The 22,069-nt window shown below is 63.2% G+C and carries 22 protein-coding genes and 1 pseudogene; 5 read left to right on the top strand and 18 right to left on the bottom strand.

Features of this window, described 5'->3' with window-relative positions; translation table 11 throughout:
* Positions 1-485: 485 nt before the first annotated feature.
* Together AC20117_RS22955 and AC20117_RS22950 are read left to right on the top strand one after the other, a co-directional pair.
* Positions 486-998 (top strand): annotated as a pseudogene (locus AC20117_RS22955) (DDE-type integrase/transposase/recombinase); the annotation flags it as partial.
* 87 nt (positions 999-1,085) lie between these two features.
* Positions 1,086-2,336, top strand: a complete 1,251-nt coding sequence (locus AC20117_RS22950; protein ID WP_418202253.1) for an IS256 family transposase — start codon at positions 1,086-1,088, stop codon at positions 2,334-2,336.
* 97 nt (positions 2,337-2,433) lie between these two features.
* On the opposite strand, the gene AC20117_RS22945 is transcribed toward AC20117_RS22950, so the two are convergent.
* The 15 genes from AC20117_RS22945 to AC20117_RS22875 all read right to left on the bottom strand — a co-directional run bounded on the left by AC20117_RS22945 (position 2,434) and on the right by AC20117_RS22875 (position 17,545).
* Positions 2,434-3,615: an XdhC family protein gene (locus tag AC20117_RS22945; RefSeq protein ID WP_074703518.1), complete on the bottom strand. Its 1,182-nt coding sequence runs from the start codon at positions 3,613-3,615 to the stop codon at positions 2,434-2,436.
* A 56-nt stretch (positions 3,616-3,671) separates the two neighbouring features.
* A complete protein-coding gene (locus AC20117_RS22940; RefSeq protein ID WP_074703652.1) occupies positions 3,672-4,661 on the bottom strand; it encodes an NADPH:quinone oxidoreductase family protein in 990 nt (329 codons plus the stop codon).
* Positions 4,662-4,669: 8 nt separating this feature from the next.
* On the bottom strand, positions 4,670-6,313 hold the full coding sequence (locus AC20117_RS22935) for a class I adenylate-forming enzyme family protein (protein ID WP_158300516.1): 1,644 nt from the start codon (positions 6,311-6,313) through the stop codon (positions 4,670-4,672).
* 46 nt (positions 6,314-6,359) lie between these two features.
* Positions 6,360-6,950, bottom strand: a complete 591-nt coding sequence (locus AC20117_RS22930) for an SRPBCC family protein (protein ID WP_074703516.1) — start codon at positions 6,948-6,950, stop codon at positions 6,360-6,362.
* Positions 6,951-7,001: 51 nt separating this feature from the next.
* Positions 7,002-7,997, bottom strand: a complete 996-nt coding sequence (locus AC20117_RS22925) for an asparaginase (protein WP_074703515.1) — start codon at positions 7,995-7,997, stop codon at positions 7,002-7,004.
* Positions 7,994-8,923: a polysaccharide deacetylase family protein gene (locus tag AC20117_RS22920; protein ID WP_074703514.1), complete on the bottom strand. Its 930-nt coding sequence runs from the start codon at positions 8,921-8,923 to the stop codon at positions 7,994-7,996. Before AC20117_RS22920 ends, AC20117_RS22925 begins: the two co-directional genes overlap by 4 nt.
* Complete coding sequence (locus tag AC20117_RS22915) at positions 8,920-9,858, bottom strand: polysaccharide deacetylase family protein (protein ID WP_074703513.1); 939 nt, start codon at positions 9,856-9,858, stop codon at positions 8,920-8,922. Before AC20117_RS22915 ends, AC20117_RS22920 begins: the two co-directional genes overlap by 4 nt.
* Positions 9,859-9,877: 19 nt before the next feature.
* Positions 9,878-10,396 carry a (2Fe-2S)-binding protein gene (locus AC20117_RS22910; protein WP_074703512.1) on the bottom strand — a complete coding sequence of 173 codons (519 nt, stop codon included), beginning with the start codon at positions 10,394-10,396 and terminating at the stop codon, positions 9,878-9,880.
* Positions 10,393-12,726: a xanthine dehydrogenase family protein molybdopterin-binding subunit gene (locus AC20117_RS22905; RefSeq protein WP_074703511.1), complete on the bottom strand. Its 2,334-nt coding sequence runs from the start codon at positions 12,724-12,726 to the stop codon at positions 10,393-10,395. Before AC20117_RS22905 ends, AC20117_RS22910 begins: the two co-directional genes overlap by 4 nt.
* A complete protein-coding gene (locus AC20117_RS22900) occupies positions 12,723-13,595 on the bottom strand; it encodes an FAD binding domain-containing protein (protein ID WP_074703510.1) in 873 nt (290 codons plus the stop codon). The genes AC20117_RS22905 and AC20117_RS22900 overlap by 4 nt, the downstream gene beginning before the upstream one ends.
* A 40-nt stretch (positions 13,596-13,635) precedes the next feature.
* Positions 13,636-14,610: an ABC transporter substrate-binding protein gene (locus tag AC20117_RS22895; RefSeq protein ID WP_074703509.1), complete on the bottom strand. Its 975-nt coding sequence runs from the start codon at positions 14,608-14,610 to the stop codon at positions 13,636-13,638.
* A 51-nt stretch (positions 14,611-14,661) separates the two neighbouring features.
* Complete coding sequence (locus tag AC20117_RS22890; protein ID WP_074703508.1) at positions 14,662-15,465, bottom strand: ABC transporter ATP-binding protein; 804 nt, start codon at positions 15,463-15,465, stop codon at positions 14,662-14,664.
* Positions 15,462-16,241 (bottom strand): ABC transporter permease, encoded by a 780-nt coding sequence (locus AC20117_RS22885; protein ID WP_074703507.1) that lies wholly within the window; start codon positions 16,239-16,241, stop codon positions 15,462-15,464. The genes AC20117_RS22890 and AC20117_RS22885 overlap by 4 nt, the downstream gene beginning before the upstream one ends.
* On the bottom strand, positions 16,238-17,038 hold the full coding sequence (locus AC20117_RS22880; protein ID WP_074703506.1) for an ABC transporter permease: 801 nt from the start codon (positions 17,036-17,038) through the stop codon (positions 16,238-16,240). The genes AC20117_RS22885 and AC20117_RS22880 overlap by 4 nt, the downstream gene beginning before the upstream one ends.
* 99 nt (positions 17,039-17,137) lie before the next feature.
* The gene (locus tag AC20117_RS22875; protein ID WP_074703505.1) at positions 17,138-17,545 is read right to left on the bottom strand and encodes a PaaI family thioesterase; all 408 of its coding nucleotides are present in this window, start codon (positions 17,543-17,545) and stop codon (positions 17,138-17,140) included.
* Between the two features lie 147 nt (positions 17,546-17,692).
* Here AC20117_RS22875 and AC20117_RS22870 point away from each other — a divergent pair, with 147 nt between their 5' ends.
* Together AC20117_RS22870 and AC20117_RS22865 are read left to right on the top strand one after the other, a co-directional pair.
* A complete protein-coding gene (locus AC20117_RS22870; RefSeq protein WP_083340035.1) occupies positions 17,693-18,382 on the top strand; it encodes a GntR family transcriptional regulator in 690 nt (229 codons plus the stop codon).
* Positions 18,383-18,613: 231 nt separating this feature from the next.
* Positions 18,614-19,204, top strand: coding sequence for a nucleotidyltransferase family protein (locus AC20117_RS22865; protein WP_083340034.1), 591 nt, complete (start codon positions 18,614-18,616; stop codon positions 19,202-19,204).
* 23 nt (positions 19,205-19,227) lie between these two features.
* On the opposite strand, the gene AC20117_RS22860 is transcribed toward AC20117_RS22865, so the two are convergent.
* Positions 19,228-19,494 (bottom strand): MoaD/ThiS family protein, encoded by a 267-nt coding sequence (locus AC20117_RS22860; RefSeq protein WP_074703649.1) that lies wholly within the window; start codon positions 19,492-19,494, stop codon positions 19,228-19,230.
* A 46-nt stretch (positions 19,495-19,540) separates the two neighbouring features.
* Positions 19,541-20,662, bottom strand: coding sequence for a GTP 3',8-cyclase MoaA (gene moaA / locus AC20117_RS22855; protein WP_083340033.1), 1,122 nt, complete (start codon positions 20,660-20,662; stop codon positions 19,541-19,543).
* Positions 20,663-20,794: 132 nt separating this feature from the next.
* Here moaA and AC20117_RS22850 point away from each other — a divergent pair, with 132 nt between their 5' ends.
* Positions 20,795-21,226 carry a molybdenum cofactor biosynthesis protein MoaE gene (locus AC20117_RS22850; protein WP_074703504.1) on the top strand — a complete coding sequence of 144 codons (432 nt, stop codon included), beginning with the start codon at positions 20,795-20,797 and terminating at the stop codon, positions 21,224-21,226.
* A 568-nt stretch (positions 21,227-21,794) separates the two neighbouring features.
* Here the strand turns inward: AC20117_RS22850 and AC20117_RS22845 are convergent.
* Positions 21,795-22,037: a hypothetical protein gene (locus AC20117_RS22845; protein WP_074703503.1), complete on the bottom strand. Its 243-nt coding sequence runs from the start codon at positions 22,035-22,037 to the stop codon at positions 21,795-21,797.
* Positions 22,038-22,069 lie beyond the last annotated feature (32 nt).

The following is a 22,069-nucleotide window of genomic DNA, read 5'->3' as shown; positions in this document are numbered from 1 at the left end:
AGTCGCGGGCGCGGATGCCGGAGGTTCATCGCTCGGCGGCGCTCCCTCATCGTGCCCGCTGGCAAGCGCTCCTTGCTGCAGCACGCTTTTGATTAGGCGTTTGTTTCGCCGACAAGGTACCTTCCGTCAAGCTAGGAGGCAAAGTGCGGGAGAGCGGTCTATTCGCTTTTCCAGGTGAGGCCTAGAATTTGAAAGGCGTGAGTGACTGCATCACTGTGGTGGTTGAGGTCTTCTGACTTGTTGTGCTGAAGCTTTGGGCCGTCCGTAAAGGAGTCCAACGGGACTGCCCCCGGTTCAGTTGGCTCCTGACTTGTGAGGATTCATTCTTGCAGGAAGGATGTTCCTGTGCCCAAGCCCTATCCCGCCGAGTTCCGCCGCGATGTTGTTGCCGTCGCCCGGAAGCATGAAGCGCCGTTGGCGCAGATCGCCAAGGACTTCGGGATCTTCGAAGCGACCCTGCATAACTGGCTGAAGAAAGCCGCCTGGGCATCAGCGCCGGCGAGAACCGGGTCCAGCGGCTGTGCAGCAGCCAGCGGATCTGGTCCGTCTTCGCCAAGAAGCGCGGTCTCAGCCGCAAGGCCGGCCCACCGGTCCACGAGGACCTCGTGGACCGGGACTTCACGGCCACGGTACCGAACGAGCTGTGGCTGACCGACATCACCGAACACCGAACCGACGAGGGCAAATTGTATCTCTTCGCGATCAAGGACGTCTACCAACCGAATCGTCGGCTACTCCATCGGCGAACGGATGAAGGCCTCGCTGGCCGTCTCCGCGCTGCGCAACGCAGTCGCTTTGAGATCACCATGGGGAACTGTGGTGCATTCCGACCGCGGGTCTGACGACCGGTTGAATCCGTCCAGTTCCGCTCCACAGCGTTCGTCAGGGCACTCAATAGCAGCGGGCTGACCGGATCGATGGGACGGGCCGGTGCGTGCGGCGACAATGCCGTCGTGGAATCATTCTTCGCCCTGCTGCAAAAGAACGTCCTGGATCGGGACTGTAAGAAGAACGGTGTGTGATGGCCCGGCCTAATCCGAAAGGAGACGGGCGTGTCAGAGTTCACGACCGAGATGACAGAGGCGATGATCGATCCCGTGACGGGAGAGATCATCGATCAGAAGGAGCTCGCCGAGCAGTTGCTCGCGCAGGCCAAGGAACAGGGCGTGAGCCTGGTGGGCCCCGGCGGTCTGCTGAACCAGCTCACGAAAAACGTGCTCGAGACTGCGCTGGAAGCGGAACTGACCGAGCACCTCGGCCACGAGCACGGCGAGACTCCGATCGCGGCCAACATGCGCAATGGCACCCGATCCAAGACCGTATTGACCGAGATCGGGCCGGTGGAGATCGAGGTGCCGCGGGACCGTGAGGGATCCTTCGAGCCGGTGATCGTGCCCAAGCGGAAACGGCGCTTGGACGGAATCGATCAGATCGTGCTCTCCCTGAGCGCCCGGGGTTTGACGACCGGGGAGATCGCTGCGCACTTCGAGGAGGTTTACGGGGCCAAGGTCTCCAAGGACACCATCAGCCGGATTACGGAGAAGGTCGCCGGTGAGCTGGCTGAGTGGTCCGCCCGCCCGCTGGATCCGATCTACCCGGTGATCTTCGTCGATGCGATCGTGGTCAAGGTCCGCGACGGCCAGGTACGCAACACCCCGTTCTACGTCGTCATGGGCGTGACCACCAATGGGGAGCGGGAAATCCTGGGCATCTGGGCCGGCGACGGCGCCGAAGGCGCCCGGTTCTGGCTGCAGGTCTTCTCCGAGCTGAAGAACCGGGGTGTGGAAGACGTGCTCATCGCCGTCTGCGACGGGCTCAAAGGGCTGCCGGAGGCGATCACGACCACCTGGGAGCGAACGGTGGTGCAGCAGTGCATTGTGCACCTGATCCGCAACAGCTTCCGCTACGCCGGCCGGCAGCACCGCGACGGGATCGTCAAGGCGCTCAAGCCGGTCTACACCGCACCCAGTGAGCAGGCCGCGAAGGACAGGTTCGACGAATTCAAAGCCGAGTGGGGCCAACGGTATCCAGCCATCGTGCAGCTCTGGGAATCCGCATGGGCGGAGTTTGTGCCGTTCCTGGAGTACGACGTGGAGATCCGGCGGGTGATCTGCACGACGAACGCGATCGAGTCGATCAATGCCCGCTACCGGCGGGCGGTGAGGGCGCGCGGGCACTTCCCCAACGAGGCCGCTGCTCTGAAATGCCTCTACCTGGTCACCAGGTCTCTTGACCCTACCGGCGGAGGCCGGGCACGCTGGGTGATGAGGTGGAAGCCTGCGCTCAACGCGTTCGCGATCACCTTCGCGGGTCGGTTCGAGAGAACCTCCAACTAATGAATACCGCCGGACCCCACACACCGTCTATCGGACAGTCCCCTGACGGCCGTATGAAACTTGCGGTACCGGAGTGTACCGCCGCATTTTTTATTGACTATAGAGGGCAGGAATTTAGCTCCTGTGTATTGAAGTCCCGGGTGGGCGGCCCGCTGCTGGGAGCGACGGGCGGCTTGGGGTGTGACGCCAATGGTTTGTGGTGGATCGGTGCCGTTGTGTTCGCCAGTGGAAGGCCGCTGCCGCCTTGGAAAGTGGATATGATCTCAGCCGCGATTGATATGGCCGTCTCCTCGGGGGTTCTGGCGCCCAGGTCGAGTCCAATCGGGGAACGGAGTCGGCTGAGCTCTTCTTCCGTCGTTCCGCTATCACGCAGTTGGGCGAGCCGGATGTCATGGGTGCGTCGGCTTCCCATGGCGCCGATGTAGCCTGCAGGCGTGCGCAAGGCCAACTGAAGGAGCGGTACATCGAATTTCGCATCATGGGTCAGGACGCACAGGACTGTCCTTTCATCCACTTCGACCTCCGCAAGATATTTGTGGGGCCAAGCGACGACCACCTCGTCGGCTTCCCGGAATCGTTCCTTTGTGGCGAAGACCCGCCGGGCGTCGCAGACGGTTACGTGATAGCCCAGGAACTTGCCGATGCGGGCCACAGCCGCTGCAAAATCAATAGCGCCGAATACAATCATGCGCGGCGGAGGAGCCATGGATTCGACAAAGACAGCTACCTCGCCCCCTTGCCGGTCATTGTGTGGCAGTACGCCATCGGTTCCGTGCCGAAGCATCCGGCGCGCTTTTTCGGCCAACGATTGCTCGGACTGGTCGAGATCGGGATTGCCGTACGTGCCCGAGGGCGTGAGCAGAAACCGTCGGCTGAGGGGCAGAGGCCCCTCAATCACGGTGCAGATGGCGATCGCCTGGCGCCGGGCGACGGATTCGACAACGTGTTCGAACTCAGGGAATGTATCCGCGTCGATCAGCTGTACAAACAATTCCAGCGTGCCTCCGCAGGTGAGGCCTATGGCAAAGGCACTGTCATCCGAGACGCCGTACCTGACCAGTTGGGGGGCGCCGGTCTTGAGGACATCTTGGGCAACCTCGTACACGGCGCCCTCCACGCACCCGCCCGAGACACTGCCAATGACTTCACCCGTGTCCGAGACGGCCATGGACGCGCCGACGGGACGTGGGGAGGAGCGCCACGTGCGGACCACTGTTGCTAGGGCGAAGGGTTTTCCTGCCTGGTACCACGGAAGGATGTCTTGGAGAATGTCGCGCACGCTGCGCCTCCTACTGATCTTCTCGATCTAACTAATGGCAAAAATCCCGACGGGGTTCAGGGCGTCAGAATGAGGCGGGAGCGCGTGGATCGGCTGTTCAGCAGTTCGAGCGCTTCCCGCCAGTCCTCAAGGGCGAAGAGCTTGGCGCCGGGCGCTGTCAGGCGTCCCTGCGAGTACAGATCGAAAATGCTTTGGAAACACTTTGCCATCATGTCCGGCGCGCGTTTGCGGTAGTCGCTGATCTGGATCCCCGACACTTCGATGTTCTTGAGCATCGGGTAGTTCATTTTCAGCGTCGGGATGCGTCCCGCGGCGAAACCCACAATGACGAGGCGGCCGCGCCAGGCCACCGCCCGGACTGCCCCGTCGAAGGCGTCGCCACCGATGGCGTCAATGACAACGTCGACACCGCGTCCGGAAGTCAGCTCAAGTACACGGTCCCGGAGGCTGTTGCGCAGGTCCGGTCCCGACTGTACGACGAAATCGTCGGCACCGAGCGGTGTCAGCTCCGCAAACTGGGAGGGTTTTGAAATTCCGGCCAGTACAGTGCTGGCTCCGAGTGCCTTGGCGAGCTGCAGCGCTGCTCCTCCTACCGCGCCGGTGGCGCCGAGCACGAGCACCGAATCGCCCGGTGCTAGTCGGCCGCGGTCCACCAGGCTCATCCACGCCGTGTCGAACGCGAGCGACATTGTGGCCGCCTCGTGGAAACCGACAGCGTCCGGCAGCAGGTAGGCCTGGTCGCCGCGGACCACGCATTTCTCGGCGTAGCCGCCGTATTCAGCCATGCCGAGTACTCTGTCGCCGACTTTGAGGTGGTGGACATCGGCCCCGACGGCGCTGACATGTCCGGCCGGGCCCTTGCCGGGGGTGTAGGGCAGGGTCGGACGGAACTGGTAGGCACCGCGCATGGTGACGAGGTCAACGTAGTTGACCGGCGCGGCGGCTACGTCTATCACGACCTCGTTCTCAGCAGGGAGCGGCACGTCCACCGATTCGAGACCGGCCGTGTCGAGGTCGCCGAATGAGTGGATCTGGACTGCGCGCATGCGGGCGCTCACCGGGCTGCCGCCGTGAACCGGATCGGGTTGGGTGTTATTTCGCCGGCTTCGAGTTGCGCGCTCAGCCGGCGCTTGTCGAGCTTGCCGGAGGGCAGGAGCGGAATGGACTCGACGATCTGCAGGTATTCGGGCATGTCGTATTTGGATAATCCCTGCTGGTCGAGAAACTCCAACAGGGCGTCGGGGGCGGGATCGGACTGCCCGGCGCGGGTGACCACGAGGCAGACACGTTCGCCGAGCCGCTTGTCGGGTATCGGGATGGCCGCGGCCCTGCCGACCGCCTCAAACCGTGAGGCCAGGTTTTCAATCTTGGCCGGGAAGATATTGTGTCCTCCCCGGATGATGACGTCTTTCTTGCGTCCGGTGATATGAATGTTGCCCTGCTCGTCGGCCCAACCCAAATCGCCGGTCAGGAACCAGCCGTCGGATGTGAACGCGGACTCGGTCGAGAGCTGATCGTCAAAGTAGCCGAGCATGACGCTCGGTCCCCGCCCGGCGATCTGTCCGACTGTGCCCGCGGGGAGTTCGACCGAGGCGTCGTCGCCGGAGATTATCCGGGCTTCGTGCCCGCGATAGGGCCGTCCTGAGCTGGCGACGATGAGGGCGGGGTCGTCCTCGGGGAGGGTGTAGTGGTGGGAGCCGGCTTCGGTCATGCCGTAGCCGCTTTGCGGGACGACTCCGACGGCGATGAGGCGTTCGGCGACATCGGTTGGGATAGCGGCGCCGGAAATCCGGAATCCCTTGAGCTTTGGCAGTGAGACGACATCGCCGCGTTCCAGCTCGGTCAGCAGATCGATGGCATGGGTCGGCACGCCGAAGACAAACGTGGCGCCGGTCTCGGCGATGCGCCGGGCCACGCTTTGCCCGCGCGCCAGATCGTGAGCCACCAATGTGCCTCCCCCGGTCAGGGCCAGCAGCATAGCGCCGAACCCCAGGTTGTGGCTCAGGGGTGAGAGGGAGTAGATCACCATGTCGTCGTCGAGGTTCCAGTCACGGGCCAGGGCGCGCACCGGTGCCAGCAGCGTGTTGCTGGAGTGCATGACGCCCTTGGGCCGGCCTGTGGTGCCGGAGGTGAAAGCCAGATAGACGATTGCTTCGGGATCGTGGTGGGGCGCGCCGTCGGGTGCGTCCGCTGGAATATCAGGGAAAAGGGTGCCGTTTGAGCCGGCGGGTTCAAGGCGAATGTGCATCCGGAGGGTTTCGACCTCGTTCAGGCGGGAGAAGATGTCGGCGCGGTCGCTGTCGGCGCCGTAGTTGGGCTGACCGATGAAGGCCTTGGCACCCATCCGCTGGGCCAGCGCAACAATGTCTCCCACAGTGTGGTCGCGGTGCAGTGACGGGCAGGCAATGTATCCGTTGCGTGAGCAGGCCAGCAGTGCTGCGGCCACTTCGGCCCGGCTGGGCAGCCAGATGGCGACGCGGTCGCCGCTTTGCAGGCCGGCGTCGGCGAGATGACCGGCGAGCCGGTCTGCAGCGTCCAGCAGGCAACGGTAGCTGGTGGTGCGCGAGCGTTCCAGCACCGCCACCTTGTCGGGGTTGCAGGATGCCGCAACCCGCGCGCGGGCATAAATTGTCTGGTCCTGCCAGTAGCCGGCGTCGTAATATTCACGCGCCTGAGGCATGTCAAGGCGTGTCAGCATTCGATTGATCATCGTCGTCCTGTCCTTTGGTCCCCTGAAGTCGCGGTCAGCTTTTGTCACGGCCGAATACGCTGCGGCCGGCAGAGCGGGTGAGCGCCCCGACCATCAAACCAATGCCGCCGATGGCTTGGGCGGGGGCGGCAGCTGTTGCCGGTGCATCGCCGCCTGGTTGGCCGCCGGGTGCGGATTCAGCGGATATGCGTGCCTCAAGGTTGCGGGCGAATTCCTCGGCAAGGCGTTGCGACACATCCTTCATCACGCCGCGCCCGAACTGGGCGATCTTGCCGCTGACGCGCAGGTCGGACACGATGGAAACCCGGGTGGAGCCTTCGGAGGCCGGATGGACCCGGGCCGTGACGGAGGCATCCGTAGCGCCGCGGCCCCGACGGTCCTTGGCCTTGCCCGAGATGACGAGCACTTTCTGCTCGTGGTCGCGCTCGTTGATCGTGGCAATGCCTTCCAAGCTCAGTGCGAGAGGTCCCAGCTTGATGGTGACATGGCCCCGGTACTCGTCGTCCGAGATCTTCTCATCGATTTGGGCGCCCGGGATGCACTCCACGACTTCCTCGGTGCGCAGCAGGTAGCCCCATACCAGGTCGTGGGATGCGGCAATGGTGAATTCTGTTTCGATTTGCATAGCGCTCCTGACAATTTGTATACAACGGTATTAACCAGCATATCTATGTATTCAGAGGGCGTCCAGAGTGATTTGGATCGCCTCGCTGTCCGTGGTGTGTTGGACCGCTAGGGCCAGGGCTATCCGCGCCTGCCAGGGAGCCATGGCGGGGGCAACCACCCGGCCTGCGGCTTTCATGGCAGGAGAGCGCGAGACGCGTCCGGACGCCACGCGGGTGCCCTGGCATACTACGACGCCTCCGGCCGCTGCTTCGTTCAATGCGGCACTCTCGGCAGGCGTGGGACGTCCCGCGCCCGTGCCGGCGCTGACGATGGCGCGCGCCCCGGCGGCAACCGCAGCCTTGATCAGGACTCCGTCGGCGCCGACGTATGAGACAACGACGTCAACCCTGGGCATCCGGGCGATGTCCTCGATGGCGAAGGCCGGGACGGCGTTGGTGGCATGCCGGCGGGTGAGCCGGATTTCGCCGTCGGCATCCACATGGCCCAGCGGTCCGAGCCCGGGTGCCGCGAACGCGTTAACCCGGAAGGTCGCGGACTTGGTGACGTCGCGGGCCGCGAAGACTGTGTCGTTGATCAGCACCAGGACCCCTTGCCCCCGGGCAGGTTTCGAAGCGGCAAGACGCACTGCTTGTAACAGGTTGATCATGCCGTCGCTGCCCAGGCCGTTCGCCGGGCGCATGGCTCCGACCAGTACGATCGGGATGGTGGTGCTGAGCGTTAGGCTCAGCAGAAAGGCGGTTTCCTCGAGGGTGTTCGTTCCGTGGGTGACTACAATGCCGTCGAACGTGCCGCTGGCTGCGAGTTGCTGGACCGTTGTCGCGAGCAGCGACCAGTCCTCCGTGGACAATGCGTAGCTTGGCATGCGCGCAAAGGGTACCTGGATGACATCGGCAACCGTTTTAAGTTCTGGCAGCGCGGCCACGAGGGCTCCGTCTGGCAGCCTGTTCTTCGTTTCCGTGTACCAGGCCAGGTCGAGGCGGGATGCCCCGAGCGCGTCTATCGTCCCGCCGGTGGAGAGCAGCGCGACGCGGGGTAGCTTGCTCATTGCGCCCCGCTCCGGCCGTGCTCGACGATGGCCGAGGGGGTTGTCCACCAGATGTCGTCCCGGGCCGCAAGCTGCACCAGGAGTCCGCGGACGGCGCGTGCCCGGAAGGGCTCTCCGCTCAGCCAGGGGTGCAGGTGCAGGCACAGCATCCGGGGCAAGCTTTGGCTTTCTGCGGCTAGGACGTCGACGGCTTCGAGGACGGCGCCGGTGTAGGATCCTGGTCCGAGGCCCCGCATGAACATCGCGGACAGGTCGCTGAGCTCCCAGGACACCGGCAGGCTCCACAGGTCACCTGCACCCGTAACGGCGTACGGCTGTTCGTCATTGGCCCAGTCGGCGACGTAGGCGACACCGTTGCGCCCCAGCAGCCCGGGCGTGCGGAAGGACTGTGATCCCTGCGGGCTCATCCAGCCGCGCGGCCTTGAGCCGGTTACACGCTCGAGCCGGTTGAGGGTCTGGGCGATATAGTCGTTCTCCTCTGCCTCTGACATCAGGCTGCTGATAGCCCTGCTGGAACTCAAACCGCCTGACAGAATCTCGGCAGCCTGTTCCTGTAGCAGCGAGAGCACCCGCGGATAGCGCTCGGCGGTGAGGACGTCGAGGGCAGCAGCCCACGGAATCCCGGCCTCTCCGCAGATGGACGCCAGCCGGAACAGCCCGACACGATGCCCGAACTCAAGGTGGGACATGCGGGGAAAATCCGGGTAGGGCGCGGGTCCGCGGCCGCCTGGCACTCCGACGGCTGGTGCAGGGTCCTCCCACTCCGCCGCACGTACATCCAAGATGATGCTCAACGCCAGCCCTGAACCGTTCGGCCAATGGTTCAGGCGCCTGGTTGGGAGCGGAGTGTAGGGGAACCAGCCATGGTCGTAGCCAGGCTCGGCTGCCAGCGGCGGCCGGACAACGTTGAGTCCGTGCGCGTTCATGCACATACCGCCTCGGTCGCACGTTGCAGGTCGTGTGCGTAGGAGGTCCGGAGGTAGTGGTCGACGATGTCCGACGCCGTTGCGATCCATACGCCGTCATGTGCGCGCAGATGGGCCAGGACACGGTCGAAGTGGCCGGCGCGGTGCGGTTGACCGATCGTAAAGGGGTGCAATGACAGACACATCATCCGTCCGCAGTTCTCGTCCCGTTCGTAGAGCTCGTCGAACTGGGCTGTCAGGTATCCGGCATAGTCGGGCCCTTCGACGTGCGACCGCATCAGCAGAGGCGCGTCGTTGAGCGCGTAAGTATACGGCAGCGCGACCAGCGGGCCGCCGGACCGGGTGAGGAGCGGGGCTGGCCGCTCGTCATGCACCCAATCGGCATGAAAGGTCATGCCGAGCTCGGCCATCAGGTCGGGCGTCCACGCATTGCCGGTAATGTTCGGTCCCAGCATGCCGGAAAAGCTGCGGCCCGTGTGCCGGCGCAGCACGGCATTGCAGTCCTCCAGGAAGGACCGCTCGGCGGTCTCGCCCATTCCTGTCAGATAACGGGTGTTGTAGAGTCCGTGGCTCATGTGGTCCCAACCCCGCTCGGACATGGCCTCGGCGATCGCCGGGTAGTGATCGAGGACCGCAACGTTGAGGGATGTCGTGCAGGGGATCTCATACCGGTCGAGAACCTCCAGCATTCGCCAGAACCCGACCCGGTTGCCGTAGTCGTGATACGTGTACTTTCGAACATCCGGATGCGGCGTGCGCGGGTAGGGGTCCACCGCGCCGGCCGGGGGCAGGTACTCGTAATGCTCGATGTTCGGCACGACCCAGACCGCCAGTCGGGCACCGCCCGGCCACCGCGGGGCCGGGCGGTCGACGATGGCGTCGTACGGCAGGCGGTCATGGATCGGGGCAAACGGCCGTTCATGGGCCCAGGTCATCGCGCTTCCCTTCGCCGGTTCAGGACGCCGGGCACCCGGTCGATGCGTCCGCGGCGCAGCCGCGGTTGCGGCTGCAGATGCGGACTGCCTCACTGATGGCTTCGTAGGAGCCGCAACGGCACAGGTGGCCCTGCAACCCGCTCTCGACCTGCTCGCGTGTCAGTTCGCCCTCGGTCTGGTCGAGCAGGGCCTGGGCGCTGGCCAGGAATCCCGGCGTGCAGAACGAACACTGGAAGGCCTGGGACTCGATGAACTGCTGCTGGAGTGCGCTGAGCGTGTCTCCGGATGCGGCACCCTCCACCGTCCGGATCGTACCGCCATCCAGGGCATACATCGGCAGGATGCAGCTGCTCACCGGTTCGCCATTGAGCAGCACGGTGCAGGTGCCGCAGACACCCAAACCGCAGGTTTCCCTCACTCCGAACAGCCCGCGTGCCCTCAGCACCGATACTGTCGAACCGGCGGGGTCGCCGTGCAACGCTACGTCCTCCCCGTTTATCCGACAAGTTACCGAGATCTCCTCATTCATTTCATTCATCGTGCCTCCATGGCTTCAATAACTCGTTCGGGCGTGATGGGGAGCCGCCGTACGCGGTGGCCGGTGGCGTTGGCGACCGCGTTGCCTATTGCTGCGATCACCGGCGGCAGCACCGTCTCGCCAAGGCCGTGAATGGTTGAGGCGCCTTCGTCCTCGAGCAGGTCGATCTCAAGGGTGTGCGGCATGTCTCCCATGGTCGTAATCGCGTAGTCGGACAAGTTGGGGTTTGTGAGCATGCCGTCCTCGAAGATTAACTCCTCATACAGCGCATGACCGATGCCGAAGACGACGCTGCCATGCATCTGCAGCCGTGCCAGCTTGGGATTGATCACCGTCCCGGCGTGCGCCGCGGCATACACATGGTTGAGGTACACCTTTCCGGTGCCCAGATCGACCTCGAGCTCCACGGCGGCGCTTCCTTGGTGCCAGTGGTCGCTGGCCAGCCCCTGTCCTGTCTCGGGATCCAGGCCACCCGAAGTGATCACCTCGCCCTCACCGAGAATGCTGCCTACTCGCGTTTCCTGGAAGACCTCCTCGATGCTGAGGCTGGTTTCCGGCACGTCAATGACCTCGACCCTTCCTTGGTGCAGCCGCAGCTTGTCTCCGGTCACGCCCAGCAGCGGCGCCGCGCGTTCGAAGAGCTTGTCGCGGACTTCGTGGGCCGCCTTGGTGACGGCGCCACCCATGGCACGGGTCGTCCGGCTGGAGCTGGTTGTTTGGTCGTACGGGGTATAGGCCGTGTCAGGGGTGGTCACATTGACGTGGCTGATGTCCACCTCCAGGGCCTGAGCCGCGAACTGGGCCAGCACGGTGTGTGCTCCCTGGCCCATCTCAATGGACGAGGTGAGTACTTGGACGGACCCATCCGCGTCCAGCCGTACAGCTGCATGCGTCGTCGATGGGGTGATGGTCGATTTCAGGATCACCGCCAGCCCTTTTGCCCGGACCCGGTCGGAGGAGCCGGTTTCCCGGATCCCGTCGGACCAGGAGACGGCGTCGGCGGCCATGTCGAGCAGCTCGCCGTAGGTCGCCTCGGTCATGACCTCGCCGGTGGCAAATTCGTCGCCGGCCCGCAGTAGGTTTTTGTGCCGCAGTTCGACGGGGTCCATGCCAAGGGCGGCCGCAATCTGGTCCATTTGGCTCTCGTAGGCCCAGGCGGCTTGGGACACACCGTATCCGCGGTAGGCGCCTGCCGGGACCTGGTTGGTGTAGAGCGCGTAGGAGTCTATCCGGACGTTGGGGATCCTGTACGGCCCCGCCGTGCTGTAACCGCCGTTCTTGATCAGCCGGGGGCTGATGTCGGCATAGGCTCCGCCGTTGAAGTATACGACGACGTCACGGCCGATGATGGTCCCGTCGTTCATCACGGCCGAGCGCATGTGGATTCGCGCGGCGTGCTTGGTCGTAGTGGAAAATTCTTCCTCCCGCGTCAGCACGAGTTTCACCGGCCTGCGGCACTTCCAGGCCAGGGCCGCGGTGATCGGTTCGAACTTGGCATAGGTTTTGCCTCCGTAACCGCCCCCGATGGGAGGTACGGTAACCCGGACTTTCGAGGCGGGCAGGCTAAACATTTCACACAGCGTGTCGCGGACGGCGAACGGCGCCTGGCTGCTGGTCAGGACATCCAGTTTCCCATGATCGAAGGTGGCCAGGACCACGTGGGGTTCCATGGTGACGTGTTCGACGGCGGGGCTGTGATAGATGTCTTCGACGACCACGTCCGCCTCTGCGAACGCTCGGTCGACGTCGCCCTTGCGCACCTGGAACTTCGTGCACACGTTGCCCTCCCGGCCCAGGAGCTTGATGTCGGAATAGCTGCGTTCCCGTGGCCGCGGCGGCCGGTCGTGCACATGCACGGCATCGGTGTCGAGCGCGTCGTCGATGGAGGCAACGACGGGCAGTTCGTTGTATTCCACCTCGATCAGTGCGACGGCTTCCCGCGCGATCTCCACCGTCTCGGCGACCACTGCGGCCACCGGGTCACCGGTGAAGCGCACCTTACGGCCGCAGATCACCGGCTGGTCGTTGATGACGGGTCCGAAGTGGCGTCTGGGGGCGCCGGGCGCATCGAAGTCTGCCGCAGTGAGGACGGCGACAACGCCTTTGAGTTGCTCGGCCGCGGCAACGTCGATGGAGATTATTTCGGCATGAGGCACGGTGCTGTGCAGGATTGCGGCGTGAACCATGCCCGGAACTTCGGCATTGAGCGCGTAATTGATGCTTCCGTCCACTCGGGAACGGGCTTCATACATGTCGGTCGGGGTGCCGATGCTGGAGCCCGGGGCAACTCTGATGGCCCCGGACTCGTTGATCACAGCGTGGTCAGTCACAGCTTCGTCGCTCCGTTCACGTAGTCGTCATTCATCTGCCGCAGCGCCCGGCCGACCAGTATTCCGGTCACACGTTTTCGGTACGCTGCAGAGCCGCGGGCGTCGTCAATGGGTTCGATGCTCTCCGCGTAGGAGTGGGCGATATGGTCCCAGGCCGCATCGCCGGAATCGGCGCCGACGCACTCCCGGAGGACGGACGGGACGCTGAAAGGAGTCGCCGTCGCGCCGGCGACCTGCACATCCACGCCCAGGCACCGGCCGGTGCCATCGAGTGAGAGCGAAGCTGCGACCCCGACGCAGGGTCTGTCCTCGGAGGACCGGCTGACGTACTTGAGGTAGTTGGTCCGGGTACGGGCGTCCGGCCGGGGGATGATCACTTCCACAACAAGCTCGTTATGATCCAGGCTCGTTTGGTAATAGTCCACCAGCAGGTCCGTCAGCGCGATAACCCGCTCGCCCCGGGGACCCAGGACGCGTACCTGGCAGCCAATCGTGGACAGAATGGCAGGAGGGTCGGAAGCATAATCGGCCTCGCACACGTTGCCGGCGATGGTTGCCCGGTTGCGCACGCGGTGGTTGGCGACCATGTCGAGCGCCTGGGTGAGCGTCGGTAGCAGGGACTGCAGTTCCTCCGACCGCTCGATGGTGCGCAGCGTCGTGAGGGCGCCGATGCGGATCGTGGTGTCGTCGGTCTCAATATAGTCCAGGCCCTCGATGCGCTCGAGTGCAATGAGGTCAGTGGGAAAGATCAGGCCATTGCGCAGCATAAGCATGAGCGCGGTGCCGCCGGCGACTATTTTTGTCCCGTCATCCGATTCGTTGAGCAGCGTCAAGGTTTCGGTAACGCTCGTAGGTCTTAGCACTTGCATGGGAAGTTCCTTTCGCAGGAATTTCGGTCGGCGATCAGGATTAGTCGGCCAGGATCTCGGTCGGATCCGGGAGCTTATCCGCCGAGAACACTCCGTATTTGACGCATGCCTCATGCCATGCTTTGAGGGATTCCTCGTCAGGCATGCCCGCTGGCCAGTTGCCCAGCGTGATCTCCTGGGCAACCGTGGTCTCCATTCCCAAAAACTCCGGGATATAGTCGCGGACCTCGTCAGGATTCTCGGACGCGTAGGCCCGCGATTTCTCAAGTGCCCGCTGGAAGGCGGCGACCGTATCGGGATCCTGGGCAAGGAACTGGTCGCTGGTGAACCACGATGACATGAAGACGTCGGGCAGGACCTCCCGGTAGGGGGCCGAGAGAATGCGAGCACCATCCTTGACGGCCTGGCTGAGGAACGGTTCTGCAACGTGGGCGACGTCGATGCGTCCGCTCCTGAGCGCTGCAGGCATGTCCGGGAATCCCACTTCGATGAAGTCGACGGTTTTCAGGTCGACCCCGGCCTTTTCCAGGGCCACCCGGTCGGCTACTTCGACCATGTTCTTGAGGCCGTTGACTGCAACGGTGCTGCCGTCGAGGTCTGCAAGCGATTCGGCGTCATTACCGGGGCCGACCACAATTGCTTCGTCCGGGGGAGCGGGATTCTCACCGGCACTGCTGGCCGCAGCCACAATTTTGACCGGAAGTCCCTGGGCCCGCGCTGTCATCAACGACACGTTATTGGAGAAGGCGAAGTCATACTGCCCGCTGACCACCGCCGGCACCAAGGCGGCGCCACCTTGGGCGCTTGCCAGTTCCACATCGAGGCCTTCTTCCGTGAAAAATCCCTTTTCAACGCCCAGAGCCAGGACCGTGTTGGTGACGATCGGGAGCGTACCGACGGTAATCTCGGTCGCAGCAGAGCCGTCGGCGTTGTCGGAAGACGCCGATCCGCCGCACCCGGTGACGAGCAATGCAGCCGCTGCCAAGGTGGCGGTTATGGCGAGTCGGTGATTCATTGTGTGTTACCTTTCTGGCCGTGTGAGGTTGGGCGGTCGCGGGCGGCGATGCTAGTGGGTGCCGACGATCTGGTTATAGACGTGGTTGCGCAACTCGCTGTAGGCCGGGAGCGCCTTCGTTTCTGTCTGGCTTCGTGGCCGTGGCAGCGGGACGTTGAGCTGCTCGCGGACGACGCACGGCGGCGAGCTGAGGACTACAATCCGGTCGGCCAGATACACGGCTTCGTCGATGTCATGGGTCACGAAGACGATCGTGATCCCGTACTTGGCCTTGAGGTCGAGCAGCAGGTCTTCCAGTTCGATCCGGGTCTGTGCATCGACGGAAGCGAACGGCTCGTCCATGAGCAGGATTTCGGGTCGGTAGGCGATGGCACGGGCGATTGCCACGCGCTGCTGCATTCCGCCCGAGAGCTGCCACGGGTACTTGTCCTCGTGGCCCTGCAGCCCGACGGCAGCCAGCGCCTCCTGGACAGCAACGGTGCGTTCCGCCTTGCCGAGCAGTTTGCGCACAGGCAGTTCGACGTTCCGGCGTACCGAGGTCCAAGGGAACAGAGACCGGTTGTATTCCTGGAATACCAGGCCCATCTGCCGCGGCGGACCCGAGATGGCCTGGCCGTGGAGCTTGACTACGCCCCCCGTAGGCGGCATCAGGCCCGAGAGGCAACGCAGCAGAGTGGTCTTGCCGCAGCCGGATGGCCCAACGATGCAGACAAACTCTCCCTCTGCCGCGTTGAAGCTGACATCGCTTACTGCAAGGTGGGAACCTGGTCCCTGTCCGTAACGCTTCTGCAAGTTCTTGACATCGATGATCATGGTGGAGGTATTCTGCGGGGTCGTTTCGTGAATGAGTGTCATGCGTCCCGTGTGCTCGCTTTCAGGCCGTGGTGCCATTGCAGCGCAAAGCGCTCGACACCGAGGAAGATCAGGTTGACGGTGTAGCCGACGATGCCGAGCATTAGCAGCCCGGCCCACATGTCGGCCATCACAAACATCCGTTGTGACTCCAGGATCGAGTAGCCGATCCCGTTGGTGCTTCCCACCATTTCAGCCACCACCATGAGGATGAGCGCCAGCGCGAGGCTGGCGCGCAGGCCTGCGAAGATGCTGGGGCCGGCCGCAGGAAGCACGACCCGGAAGAGCCGCTCAGCTGTCGAGAAGCGGAAGCTGCGCGTCACGTCGTGCAGGAGTGGCTCTACCGACGCGGCACCTGCGGCGGCGTTGAGAATGATGGGGAAAGAACAGCCAAGGGCGATGACGAAGATCTGCATTGGTGCCCCGACCCCGAAAACGATGAGGCCGAACGGCACCAGGACCACTGCGGGCAGTGCGCGCAGGAAGTCGATGCCTGGTCCCAGAAGCCGGCGGACCCAGGACGACATCCCGATCGCTAGTCCGACGCTTATGCCGACCACGGCTGCTATCGCATATCCGGCGAACATCCGGCCGAGGCTTGGCAGAACGTGATCGGTAAAGCCCGGTCCGATCCACACTTCACCGAACCTCTCCAGGATGGCTGTAAGGGGAGGGAAAAACAGAGAGGTCGAGCCGGCCGACAGCACGAACCATGCGATGACTACGGCGACGGTGGTTGCTATTTCTAGACCGACCAGGCCGAATTTGCGTCCGTTCATGCGACTGCCTTTCTGTGGCTCGGATGCCAGCGCAGGAGCCGGCGCTCGATGACGACGATCAGTGTGCCTACGATGTAGCTGAGCAGGCCGGCCGCGAAGATGAGTGCGTACATACGCACATTCGAGCCTGCGCTCTGTGCGGCAAGGATCGCCGTACCCAGCCCCGGGCCACCCGAGATCAGTTCTGCGGTGACGGCAATCACAATTGCCAGTGCGGAGGCAAGCCGTATCCCGGTAGCAATCGAGGGTGCCGCGCTTGGGAGGGTGACATGCCAGAAAATTTCCGCGCGGCTGAAGCCGAATGACCGGGCAGTATCGCGGGCGACCGCATCGGTCTCGCGGACGCCGTATACGGCTTGGAACAAAATGGGCCAGAAGGTCGCGAATACGACCAGAAACACTTTCATCTCGGTCGTGATGCCAAAGATCAGCACCGCCAACGGGATCAGGGCCACGGCAGGTATGGGACGTAGGAACTCGATCAGGAACCGGGTGGCCCGATAGGCATACTTATTGCTGCCGATGAGCATGCCGGCTGCTACAGCGGCGATCACCGCGATCCACATACCTACAGCCCAGGCCAGCATCGTTGATCCGACGTCGTCCCAAAAGGCATTGGTCTTCAGAATCGAGGCAAAATCCGCCAGGACGCTCGAGGCCGGCGGAACGTAGCCGGAGGGCACCAGGTTTAACCGCGGAGCGAACTCCCAGATCGCCAGTGCCATGACGATGCCCGGCCAACTGAACGCGCGACCGGCTGCACCGAGTCGAAGCAATTTGGTCTGAGGGATTCTCATTCCGCTACTGTATACGGATGCACACAGGGGGATGCAAGGGTTTTTGGGAAATTAATGTGTCGTGCGGGAATTTTAACGTTCCGGAAACAAAGTCGGGACCTATTCCGGTTCGGCCTCGAGGACCAGCTGGGTGCACGTAAACCAGGCGATTCGGCGCGGTTCGGACGCTGTCCGGATCCGGTCAACTTCGACGTTCTGCACCACCGTTCGTCGACCTTGATGTACAAGTGAGGCCCGCCCCCGCAGCAGGTCCCCTGCGCGCGCAGTGCCTGTCAGGTTGCAGGAGAAGTCCACGGTTACGTAGCGGGGCGCACCCAGAGCCGATTCGGTTGCCCAACCGGCGACGGCATCGGCAAACACTGCGTATATGCCGCCCTGGACGCTTCCCTGCTGGTTGAGGCTCTCGGGCCTCACCGTCATTTCGGCATCCGCGGATCCGTTGCTTGCCCTGATCAACGTGATGCCTTGGGCTTCAAGCGCGTTGAGTGCGGAGGTTTCCGGCATCATGGATGCAGTTCCTTGGAATGCATAATCATGCATACTAGGGTACACTGAAATGTGCGCAGCTATTGTGCATGGGGGTAGGCCGTGATTCTGTAAAAGTCACTGTCAGAAAGTAATTCGACGCTAGCCGCGCAGGTGGAGGTCTCACTCATGGCAAACAGGAAGCAGGCGGCTGCAGAACGCGTCGGCCGCTCTTTTAGTGCCGATCGTCGCCGTGGTGCGTACGAACGTATCAAGCAGGCCATTGTTGTGGGCGAATTCAAGCCGGGGGACTCGCTGGTCGAGTCTGCCCTGGCGGAGTGGTGTGAGGTCAGTCGTACGCCGATCCGGGAGGCGTTGACGCGCTTGGAGCAGGACGGGATCGTGGTTCGCACAGACCGTGGCTTGGTCGTGCGTGATGACAGTCCGGAGGACGTGCTCGACCTGTACGAGACCCGCATTGTTCTTGAAGCAAGCGCGGCACGGGTGGCATCAGAACGGCGCAGCTTCCACGATCTGCTGCAAATGCACGAACTGGCAGATCGTATGAAGACGATGGAGACCGGAGACCTGGAAGCCATGGCGGCGGCAAACGACAGTTTCCACCGTGCCATCTGGCGCGCGAGCCATAACCGTTCACTGGTGGATCTGCTTGACCGGCTCAGCCTGCATCTGGGCAGGTATCCTGCGACCACCCTGTCCTTCCCCGGGCGTTGGGGACGCGCCAACGAGCAGCATACGGCTCTTGTAGAGGCGATCGAGTCGCGCAACGGTGATCTGGCTGCGAGCCTCGCTACCGAGCATTTCACCGAGTCCCGGGACATCCGCCTCAAGCTCTGGACCCGGGGCACGCCGAGTTAGGCGCGGCCCGTCCGCAGAGGCGTGCGGCGCGGGCCGCGCCTGCCTTTACTGCCGTCGTGTACGGCCCATGCCCCGCGTGGTGGTGGGGCAGTAGCGTACTTATTGTGGGCGGAGGCCGGAGACGTGCGGATAGGCTGGCAAAGCATGGATAAAGGAACACACCTGATGAACGGCTGCAGGCCTACGGAACGTTTCCGGAGCCCCCGCAGGTTCTAACTGGCGGGAGGACTTATGGGACTGGCCGGGCTAATACTTGCCGCGGGTGCTGGCCGCCGCATGGCGGCGGGACCCAAGGCCCTGCTGCGCTATCGGAATGAGTATTTTATTGACCGGCTCGGCCGCACGCTGCAGGAAGCTGGCTGTTCGCCCGTTTCCGTGGTTCTGGGGTGCGAGGCCGATGAGGTGCAGCGCACTGCGCACCTGGCGGACATGCGGGTTGTCGTCAATCCGCAGTGGGCCAGCGGCATGGCGAGTTCATTTCGCGTCGGCATCGCGGCCTCCATCCTCGGGGAGGCTGACATCCTTGTCTCTGTCGTGGATCAGCCGGACGTCTCGAAGGAAATTATTGCCCGTCTCCGCGGCGACCACGGGCCGGGGCGAATCACGGTGCCCCTCTATGCAGGAAACCCCGGACACCCTGTGCTGTTAGACGCCGCCTTGGCGCGTAAAGCAGCAGCCACCGCAGCAGGCGATTCAGGAGCGAGAGCATTCATGCTTCGGCACCCTTCCGTGGTCGACTATGTCGACTGCAGCGACCTTGGATCGGGGTTGGACGTCGATACACCGGAGGACCTGCGCGGACTCAAGGACCTCCTCCCTTAGCAGAGCCCGGGGCCTATCTCCCGCTATCCACCTGCGAAGGGCGGGAGGATATCGATGACGTCCGTGGGGTGCAAGGGCATGTGGAAGTCACGCAAGGCTACTTCATTACGCAGGAAACTGCTCCTGGCGACGATGTTAGCCAGGGATGGTCGGCCGCCCGCTTTGGCCGCAGGGTACAACTCCGTAAGACGGTTAATTACATCGGTGAGGGTGGACCCGTCCGGAAACTCCAGCGTTTCCTGCCCGACGCCGACTGCTGCCTGCGCGGCTGCGAAATATCGGATCAGCATTGGCATCCCATCTGTTCAGTGTTTGTTGTTGCCTGGTCGGGGGTTCTCAGCCCCCGATGGCGCTCATTGTGCGTTGCGGCTGTACATACTCCGGGGCGTCCAGCCCCGTGTGATCCATTCCATGGGCTTTTGGCTTGCCCCACATCGCTTCCTGCCAGCGCCACGCTACTGCCGCGTCATCTGCGCCTGAACGAAGGAGCTGCAACAAGTCCGATTCCTCGTGGGAGAAGAGACAGCTGCGCACCCTGCCTTCGGCGGTAACGCGAGTCCGACGGCAGTCGGCACAAAATGGTTCCGTGACGGATGCGATAATTCCGACGCTGCCGGCTATCCGGCCATCCGCTGTTCCATCTGATTGGCGCCTGCGCACTTTCCAACGCTCGGCCGGCGCGCCGTCGCGCCGTCCCGGATCCGGCGTAAGGACGAAATCACGTTCCAGCAGTCCCCGGATCTCAGCCGCGGTTATCATATCCTCTCTGGTCCAGCTGTGATCAGCGTCCAAAGGCATCTGCTCGATAAAGCGCAGCTCAAACCCGTTGGTCAATGCCCAGTCCAGCAAGCGGGAAGCCTCCCCGTCATTGATTCCACGCATCAGGACGGAGTTGACCTTAACCGGCTCCAGTCCTACTCGACCAGCCTCTTCGATGCCCGCCAGCACCCGGTCCAGGAGCGGGCGGCGGGTCAGCTGGGCAAAGGTGTCCCGGTGGAGTGAATCAAGCGAGACGTTGATACGGGTCAGGCCGGCGTCCTTTAGCGCCCGTGCCTTCTTGTCCAAACCCAACCCGTTGGTAGTGAGCGATATCGGAAGCTTCGGATGATTGGTGCGGATTGTTCCAACAATCTCGACCAAATCCGGGCGCACCAGAGGCTCCCCTCCAGTCAACCGCAGTTCCCGGATTCCTAGCTGTTCCACCCCTATGCGTACAAGACGGGCAATTTCACTGGCGGACATCAGTTGCTGCCTGCTGAGCCATTCGAGTCCCCCGGCCGGCATGCAGTAGGTGCAGCGCAGATTGCATTTGTCGGTCAGCGACAGGCGCAAGTCGGTTGCTCGCCTACCGTAACGGTCCGCGAGGCCCAGGGCGCCGGAGAGGGCATCTGTCGTTGAAGCGCCGGCCCCGCCCAGACGAAGGGATTGCAGCGCGGGCAGGCCGAGAAACGTTTTCATATATACACTCTAAGACATTCGAATACATTAGTATACGAATAGGGGTTGGACCCGTTGCAGAAATCAGGCTGCACTTCCCGCATTCGGTGATGCCCGTATGCTCCGGCAATGTCCGAGATTGAAAGGAACCCAATGATCACCAGCGTTGTCTTGAATGCAGCCGTCACCAGTGCGCCGCTGAGCCTGGAACCGGCTTTGGCCGCAGTGCGGTCGATCGACTGTGGTGCGGTCGTTTCCTTCAGCGGGGTTGTTCGGAATCACGACGGCGGCAAGGACGTCCAGGAACTGGAATACAGCGCCCATCCTGTCGCCCAGCAAACCATGGAAGAGGTCGCTGCAGAGATAGCGGCCCGTCATAGCGGCGTCCGGCTGTGGGCGGGCCACCGCATCGGTCTGCTCGGAATCGGCGATATGGCCCTGGTCGTCTCGGCCGCGGCAGCACACCGCAATGAGGCATTCACCGCCTGCTCCGAGCTGGTCGACACCATTAAGGAGCGTGTGCCCATTTGGAAGGTGCAGTTTTTCAAAGACGGCAGCGTCGAATGGGCCGGTGCCGAGTCATAGAACACCAGCGAACACCGGCAGCAGGTGCACAGCTCCTGGCAGCCCCGCCCCTTCCCTCATGTTGGTGAGAGGATATGGTGCCGCTGCCCCGTGTCACCCACCGGGTGCTGCCACCGGATTTTACGGCGCCGGTGATCCTGCCGCCATTCTCAATTTCCCAATGGGCGGCTATGTCGTCAGCGGCAGTACCAACACCCGGTCGCACAGGGGTCGAGATTGAACTTCCGTTGCCGTGCTGCCAGCTGTGGCGGATTCGGACTCCCGTTGCCCTGGCAGTCGCCGTCACAAAAGGCGGTCCACTCTTCCAGCGCCGGTGAATTCCCGCTCGGCAGGATCGACGGCCGCCTTAGTGGCAGCCGAGGGGCCTGTGCGAGACGACACGGCCGTGAACAAACATCCGGTGATCAGCGAAGCAAAGCTTTGGGTAAGTCCGGCGGCAGGAGCGGGGGACTGACATGTCCGGCCACTGCGTACGTCAGGAACCGCCGCTAGCTGGACCGTGGTGAAGAGCAGTGCTCTCCCATTTCCTGCAGCTCGCGATCCACGACCACAAGCGCGCTTCTAGTATCTAGGACGGCAGCGGACTAACACTGTATTCGCCCAGGTCCAGCATTCTGCGAGTTCCGAGGGGGTCTTCAAAGATCCAGATCACCCCGGATTCAGGAGCAATGTCATCGACCAGGCCACGGAAGCTAAGTCCGCTTCTGCTTTTGGCTTCAACAAATTCTCCGGGGAGCAGCCCGAATCCATGGTTGGGTCCGTCATCCATACACTCGCCCCCCACAGCTTCGACCGTATCGGAGGATGTCATGGAGCCTCTTCTCGCGTGAGATTGTTTTCTGC

The sequence above is a fragment of the Arthrobacter crystallopoietes genome, from assembly GCF_002849715.1.
Lineage (GTDB): Bacteria > Actinomycetota > Actinomycetes > Actinomycetales > Micrococcaceae > Crystallibacter > Crystallibacter crystallopoietes.
Note: the sequence above shows the minus strand (reverse complement) of the source record. Positions and strands in the feature narration are given on the sequence as shown.

What these genes read in the sequence shown, in the direction of transcription:
- AC20117_RS22925 (WP_074703515.1), bottom strand. Translation starts at nt 7,997, where the DNA reads ATGAGCAAGCTACCCCGCGTCGCGCTGCTCTCCACCGGCGGGACGATA.
- AC20117_RS22870 (WP_083340035.1), top strand. Translation starts at nt 17,693, where the DNA reads ATGGCAAACAGGAAGCAGGCGGCTGCAGAACGCGTCGGCCGCTCTTTT.
- AC20117_RS22850 (WP_074703504.1), top strand. Translation starts at nt 20,795, where the DNA reads ATGATCACCAGCGTTGTCTTGAATGCAGCCGTCACCAGTGCGCCGCTG.
- AC20117_RS22860 (WP_074703649.1), bottom strand. Translation starts at nt 19,494, where the DNA reads ATGCTGATCCGATATTTCGCAGCCGCGCAGGCAGCAGTCGGCGTCGGG.
- AC20117_RS22845 (WP_074703503.1), bottom strand. Translation starts at nt 22,037, where the DNA reads ATGACATCCTCCGATACGGTCGAAGCTGTGGGGGGCGAGTGTATGGAT.
- AC20117_RS22950 (WP_418202253.1), top strand. Translation starts at nt 1,086, where the DNA reads ATGATCGATCCCGTGACGGGAGAGATCATCGATCAGAAGGAGCTCGCC.
- AC20117_RS22930 (WP_074703516.1), bottom strand. Translation starts at nt 6,950, where the DNA reads ATGCAAATCGAAACAGAATTCACCATTGCCGCATCCCACGACCTGGTA.
- AC20117_RS22865 (WP_083340034.1), top strand. Translation starts at nt 18,614, where the DNA reads ATGGGACTGGCCGGGCTAATACTTGCCGCGGGTGCTGGCCGCCGCATG.
- AC20117_RS22880 (WP_074703506.1), bottom strand. Translation starts at nt 17,038, where the DNA reads ATGAGAATCCCTCAGACCAAATTGCTTCGACTCGGTGCAGCCGGTCGC.
- AC20117_RS22890 (WP_074703508.1), bottom strand. Translation starts at nt 15,465, where the DNA reads ATGACACTCATTCACGAAACGACCCCGCAGAATACCTCCACCATGATC.
- AC20117_RS22900 (WP_074703510.1), bottom strand. Translation starts at nt 13,595, where the DNA reads ATGCAAGTGCTAAGACCTACGAGCGTTACCGAAACCTTGACGCTGCTC.
- AC20117_RS22935 (WP_158300516.1), bottom strand. Translation starts at nt 6,313, where the DNA reads ATGCTGACACGCCTTGACATGCCTCAGGCGCGTGAATATTACGACGCC.
- AC20117_RS22895 (WP_074703509.1), bottom strand. Translation starts at nt 14,610, where the DNA reads ATGAATCACCGACTCGCCATAACCGCCACCTTGGCAGCGGCTGCATTG.
- AC20117_RS22875 (WP_074703505.1), bottom strand. Translation starts at nt 17,545, where the DNA reads ATGATGCCGGAAACCTCCGCACTCAACGCGCTTGAAGCCCAAGGCATC.
- moaA (WP_083340033.1), bottom strand. Translation starts at nt 20,662, where the DNA reads ATGAAAACGTTTCTCGGCCTGCCCGCGCTGCAATCCCTTCGTCTGGGC.
- AC20117_RS22920 (WP_074703514.1), bottom strand. Translation starts at nt 8,923, where the DNA reads ATGAACGCGCACGGACTCAACGTTGTCCGGCCGCCGCTGGCAGCCGAG.
- AC20117_RS22910 (WP_074703512.1), bottom strand. Translation starts at nt 10,396, where the DNA reads ATGAATGAAATGAATGAGGAGATCTCGGTAACTTGTCGGATAAACGGG.
- AC20117_RS22940 (WP_074703652.1), bottom strand. Translation starts at nt 4,661, where the DNA reads ATGCGCGCAGTCCAGATCCACTCATTCGGCGACCTCGACACGGCCGGT.
- AC20117_RS22915 (WP_074703513.1), bottom strand. Translation starts at nt 9,858, where the DNA reads ATGACCTGGGCCCATGAACGGCCGTTTGCCCCGATCCATGACCGCCTG.
- AC20117_RS22885 (WP_074703507.1), bottom strand. Translation starts at nt 16,241, where the DNA reads ATGAACGGACGCAAATTCGGCCTGGTCGGTCTAGAAATAGCAACCACC.